Source organism: Streptomyces spinosisporus, assembly GCF_022698145.1.
In the GTDB taxonomy this organism is placed as follows: domain Bacteria; phylum Actinomycetota; class Actinomycetes; order Streptomycetales; family Streptomycetaceae; genus Streptomyces; species Streptomyces spinosisporus.
Genome location: NZ_JALDAX010000045.1, coordinates 1 through 4945 on the forward strand (window position 1 = coordinate 1; position 4945 = coordinate 4945).

The 4945-nt window shown below is 72.4% G+C and carries 5 protein-coding genes and 1 pseudogene; 2 read left to right on the forward strand and 4 right to left on the reverse strand.

Annotated features, from left to right (window positions below; translation table 11 throughout):
- Window positions 1-123: pseudogene (locus MQN93_RS43520) on the reverse strand (S-(hydroxymethyl)mycothiol dehydrogenase); the annotation flags it as partial.
- Between the two features lie 185 nt (window positions 124-308).
- Between MQN93_RS43520 and MQN93_RS43525 the strand changes: the two are divergent.
- A complete protein-coding gene (locus MQN93_RS43525; protein ID WP_242713892.1) occupies window positions 309-2063 on the forward strand; it encodes an ABC transporter ATP-binding protein in 1755 nt (584 codons plus the stop codon).
- Between the two features lie 106 nt (window positions 2064-2169).
- Here MQN93_RS43525 and MQN93_RS43530 read toward each other — a convergent pair whose 3' ends face one another.
- Complete coding sequence (locus tag MQN93_RS43530; RefSeq protein ID WP_016430675.1) at window positions 2170-2457, reverse strand: hypothetical protein; 288 nt, start codon at window positions 2455-2457, stop codon at window positions 2170-2172.
- A gap of 172 nt (window positions 2458-2629) precedes the next feature.
- Between MQN93_RS43530 and MQN93_RS43535 the strand changes: the two genes are divergently transcribed.
- Window positions 2630-2995, forward strand: coding sequence for a nuclear transport factor 2 family protein (locus tag MQN93_RS43535; RefSeq protein ID WP_242713893.1), 366 nt, complete (start codon window positions 2630-2632; stop codon window positions 2993-2995).
- 317 nt (window positions 2996-3312) lie between these two features.
- Here the strand turns inward: MQN93_RS43535 and MQN93_RS43540 are convergent, their stop codons facing one another.
- On the reverse strand, window positions 3313-4287 hold the full coding sequence (locus MQN93_RS43540) for a CU044_5270 family protein (RefSeq protein WP_242713894.1): 975 nt from the start codon (window positions 4285-4287) through the stop codon (window positions 3313-3315).
- Window positions 4280-4828 carry an RNA polymerase sigma factor gene (locus MQN93_RS43545; RefSeq protein ID WP_242713895.1) on the reverse strand — a complete coding sequence of 183 codons (549 nt, stop codon included), beginning with the start codon at window positions 4826-4828 and terminating at the stop codon, window positions 4280-4282. The genes MQN93_RS43540 and MQN93_RS43545 overlap by 8 nt, the downstream gene beginning before the upstream one ends.
- Between the last annotated feature and the right edge of the window lie 117 nt (window positions 4829-4945).

Consider the following 4945-nt stretch of genomic DNA (forward strand, 5'->3'; position numbering starts at 1 on the left):
GACGCCGCAGGCCTGGATGCGCACCACCGCCTCCCCCGGCCCCGGATCGGGCACGACGATCGTCTCCACCCGCACCGGCTCGTCCTTGCCCGGTGCGATCACGCCGCGAACTTCCTGCGCCATGGTCCTGAACCCTTTCGTGTGCGGGTGTCCGTCCCTCCGACCCTACGCGTGACTGATCAGTAACGGGCGCCGGTCCCGCCATGCCGCCCACGGTCGGCGGCCCGTCCGCGGACCCGTCGACGCCCGCACTTCCGGGGACGACAGCGACGTAGCCTGAATGCTCCGCACGACTCCCGAGGAGCGCCGTGAGCATCGCCGTCACCGAGTCCCGTCCGCCCGCCTGGCGGCTGCTTCTGGACTATGTACGACCGCATCGGTGGACCCTGCTGGCGGGCGCGGTGCTGTCGCTGGTCACGGGGGCCACCGGGCTGCTGCTGCCGCTGGTGGCCCGGGAGTTGATCGAGAACCTCTCGCACGACCGGGCCATCACCGGCGCGCTGCTGCTCATGTCGGCGCTGGTGGTCGCCAACGCGGCCCTGGGCGCGCTCGGTTCGTACGTGCTGCGGCGCACCGCGGAGTCGGTGGTGCTCGGCGCGCGGCGGGCCCTGTCGTCGTATCTGCTGAGGCTGCGGATCACCGCGGTCGACCGCAGCGAGCCGGGCGATCTGATGGCCCGGATCACCTCGGACACCACGCTGCTGCGGGAGGTCACCACCGACTCGCTGGTCGGCCTTGGCACGGGCGGGCTCACGCTCGTCGCGACGGTCGTGATGATGGGCCTGGTCGATCCGGTACTGCTGCTCGTCACGCTGGCCGTGATCCTCGGCGCGGGCACCGTGCTCGGCGTGATCGTGCCACGCATCAACCGGGCGAGCCGGCAGGCGCAGGACGCGGTCGGCGTGATGGGGGCCTCACTGGAGCGGATACTCGGCGCGCTGCGCACGGTGAAGGCGTCGGGCGCCGAGCACCGGGAGGAGCGGACACTGCACGAGGCGGCCGAGGAGTCGTGGCGGCAGAGCGTACGGGCCGCCAAGTGGTCGGCGGCCGCGGGCAACACGGCCGGTCTCGCGATGCAGGTCGCCTTCATCACGGTGCTCGCGGTGGGCGGTGCGCGGGTGGCGACCGGCGCCATCGAGGTCGGCACCCTGGTCGCATTCCTGCTCTACGTCTTCTACCTCATGTCGCCGATCCAGCAGGTGGTCGGCGCGATCACCCAGTACCAGACGGGCTCCGCCGCCCTCGCCCGGATCCAGGAGGCGCTGAGCCTGCCGTCCGAACCGGTGGCCGAGCCCGCCCCGCTGCCCTCCACCGGGGCCGAACCGGCCGCACTCGCCTTCGAGGAGGTCCGCTTCCGGTACGCCGAGGATCTGCCCTACGTCCATCACGGCGTGACGTTCGCCGTACCGGCCCGCGGCATAACGGCGTTCGTCGGCCCCTCGGGCGCGGGCAAGACCACGGTGTTCTCGCTCATCGAGCGGTTCTACGATCCCGGCTCCGGCGTCATCACCCTCGACGGGCGCGATCTGCAGGACTGGGAGCTGCCCCAACTCCGTTCCGCGATCGGCTATGTGGAGCAGGACGCCCCGGTGCTGTCGGGTTCCCTGCGGGACAATCTGCTGCTGGGCAACCCGGAGGCCGACGAGGACGCGCTCGCGCGCGTGGTGAAGACGACCCGCCTCGACGGGCTGGTGGCCCGGCTGCCGGCCGGACTCGACACACTGGTGGGACATCGTGGCACCAGGCTGTCGGGCGGCGAGCGCCAGCGGGTGGCCATCGCCCGCGCGCTGCTGCGCCGCCCACGACTGCTGCTGCTCGACGAGGCCACCTCGCAACTGGACGCGGTCAACGAGGCGGCGCTGCGGGACACCGTCGCGGACGTCGCCCGGGCGACGACGGTGCTCGTCGTCGCGCACCGGCTGTCCACGGTGACGACGGCCGACCGGATCGTGGTCATGGACGCGGGGCGGGTGCGCGCGGTGGGCACCCATCAGGAGCTCGTCGCCGCCGATCCGCTCTACGCCGAACTCGCGGCGACGCAGTTCCTGGCGACGGCCGACTGATGCGCGGCCTGACGTGTCGCGACGGGGACCGGGAGCGGGAAAGGCCGAGGGCCGCCCGGTGTTCCGGACGGCCCTCGGCCGGGATGCGCGACGCGACGATGTTCGCCTAGAGGGCACCCGGCAGTGTCGTGCCGACGGCTCCCATCTGGGCGACCTGGTCCAGCTGGTGGAGGTTGTTCAGGCGGTCGAGCTGCTCGGAGGGGCGCGGCATGTCGGCCTGGCGGTCGGCCGGGACACCGGTGGTGGCGAGCGAGTCGACCAGGGTGAGCGGGTTCAGCTCGCTGCCCTCCCGGTTCGAGATGGCCGAGTCGGAGGCGCTGGCCATCGGCGCGGCCAGGGCGGTGATGCCCGCGGCGAGACCAACGGCGGCAACGATGCGTCGTGTTGAGATCATGCTTCCCACAACGTGACCACACCTGCGGCGGTCACGGGCACGGTGCGTCACTCACCCGTCAGGGGCAGCGTTCCGGCTGCGCTTGCCGAGCCCGGCGGGGCGGAGGAGCCTCGGAGGTAAGGCCCTTCGCGGCCCGCGTCTCGACGGGTCGCGGCCTTCGGAGGAGGTCACCATGGGCACCACCGCAACCCCCGCCTTCAGCGCCGACACGCTGCGACGGGGCGTCGAAGGACACTCGGCGGCAGACCTGCTGTCGCTCTACGCGGACGACGCGCAGATACGCATCGTGGACCGCAACACCCAGCCCAGCAAGCCCAAGATCCTGCGCGGTCGTGAGGAGATAGGGGCGCTGTTGGAGGACGTCTTCAGCCGTGACATGACGCACAAGGTGGACCAGTGCGTCGTCGAGGGCGATCACGCCGCCTACAGCCAGTCGTGCCGGTACTCGGACGGGACCCGCGTCCAGACCGAGTCGATGATCACGCTGCGCGACGGCAGGATCACCGACGAGCTTCTGATCCAGGTATGGGACGAGTAGGAGGCAGAACCGCGAGGGTCCAGGTCACGTCCAGAGTGACCTGGACCTTCTCGGCACGTGCGGCACTGGGACGGGTACGTCCGGCCCGACCGGCCCGGCCTCGGGCGGCCACCGCGGCCGAGCGACTCGCCTCCGTCGCCCTGCTCCGGTCGGTGCTGAGGGCGGCGCGCTCCCGCCCGCTCCCGGCGGCACAGTCCGGGGCGCGACGACGGCGTGTTCTGCATCGGTGACGTCCTGTATCCGGTGACGTCCTGCATCCGGTGACGTCCTGCACCAGGTCACCGGGTGACGGCACGCACGCCGCCGCGCCCGTGTGATCAGCGCATCCAGGCGCTGTAGTCCATGACGTCGCCGGCCTTGACACCGTACTCCGGGTCGGCCTTCGTGAAGACGGTCTCCAGGCCGAGGACCTGGCCCGTGGACGGCGACATGATCAGCAGTCGGCGTGTGCCCCCGCTGTCGTACGCGTACGCCGCGCCGCTGCGTCCGAGCCGGTCCGTCACCCGGCCGACCGGGCGCAGCCCGTCGGTGTCCGCGAGGATCCGGGCAAGGGCCGCGGACTCGCGGGCGCCGAGGGTCCAGCGGTCGAGCAACTCGTCGATCACGTCGAGGAGTTCGGGGGTGGTCAGGGTGGCTTTCGTGTACGCGGCCTCCTGGAGGTAGGCGCGCAGGCGGGCCGCGTCGTGCGGGGGCGTCGACTCGGGCGGCGCGTCGCTCCAGCTCGGCGGGTAGGTCTGCCGGGTCAGGACATGGCCGTCCTCGACCAGGTGCGGGGCACCTGCGTCGTCGCGCAGGACCGGACGGCCCGGGTGCCGCGGGTCGGTCGCCACGACGAGTTCGGTGTGGCTGCCGTCCGCCTTCCAGCGCACGACACGTTCCTCCGGCAGCGTCACCGGCGGCTTGTCGTCGCTCATGCCCATGCTCCAGGACTGCACATGGGTGCCCTTGCGCAGCTTCGGCGCCCCCTGCTCCTGGGCCTGCCGCGCGGCGCGCGCCGCCAGCTCGGTCAGGGACACCGGGGTGGCGTCGGCCCGGATGGTCAGGGGTCGGGGTGCCGCGACCGCGGGGGTGGTGCCCGGACCGCTGAACAGCAGCGCCAGTACGGTCACGACGGCTGCGGTGGCGGCCGCGAGGCTCCAGACGAACCGGGGGCGGCGGCGGGCGGCGGGCCGCTCGTTCAGCAGCGCGGCGAGGCGCCGTTCGGCGGTGTGGTCCAGCGGTCCGTCGCCGTAGTGGGGGCCGTGGGCCGGCACGGGGTCGGCGCGGCGCAGCAGGTCGAGTTCGTCAGCCATGACCGTGCTCCTTGGTGGCTGTCGGACCGGTCGAGAGTGAGGGGTGCAGGCGGTCTATCTCGGCTCTGAGCCTGCGCCGCGCGCGATGCAGCCGCATCGCGGCGGCCCTGCTGCCGCAGCCGAGGACGACGGCGACCTCGTCGATGCCCAGTTCCTCCCAGGCCGTCAGGCGCAGCACCTCCTGGTCGGACTCGGAGAGACGGGCCAGCGCCTCGTGCACCCAGGCGCCGGGGGCCTCCGCGTCGGGGCTGTCCACGATCTGCCTGCCGTGCGCAGTCTCGTCGTTGCCGAGCCGGTGCACCAGCCGCCGCCTGCGCCCGTAGCCGCGTACCGCGTTCGCCAGGCAGTTGCGTGCCACGCCGTACAGCCAGGGCAGCGGGGAGCCGGGCAGGTCGGCGCGGCGCCGCCAGGCGACCGTGAACACCTCCGCCACCACTTCCTCCACCTCGCTGGTCCGCCCGTCCAGTCGCCGCGCGACATAGCGGCTGACCGCCCAGTAGTGCTCGCGATAGGCAGCGGCGAAGATCTCGTCGTTGCTCATGTTCCGTTCGTGTCCGGCACCGCCCGGATCGTCACACCCACTTCCGTGATGCTCGTCGCGTCGTCCGAGTGTGACCGGTGGGCCGGGCCCGGACACAGGCGGGGCATGAGGCACCTG

Coding starts and splice junctions, on each gene's coding strand:
- MQN93_RS43530 (WP_016430675.1), bottom strand. CDS start 2,457: ATGATCTCAACACGACGCATCGTTGCCGCCGTTGGTCTCGCCGCGGGC.
- MQN93_RS43535 (WP_242713893.1), top strand. CDS start 2,630: ATGGGCACCACCGCAACCCCCGCCTTCAGCGCCGACACGCTGCGACGG.
- MQN93_RS43540 (WP_242713894.1), bottom strand. CDS start 4,287: ATGGCTGACGAACTCGACCTGCTGCGCCGCGCCGACCCCGTGCCGGCC.
- MQN93_RS43545 (WP_242713895.1), bottom strand. CDS start 4,828: ATGAGCAACGACGAGATCTTCGCCGCTGCCTATCGCGAGCACTACTGG.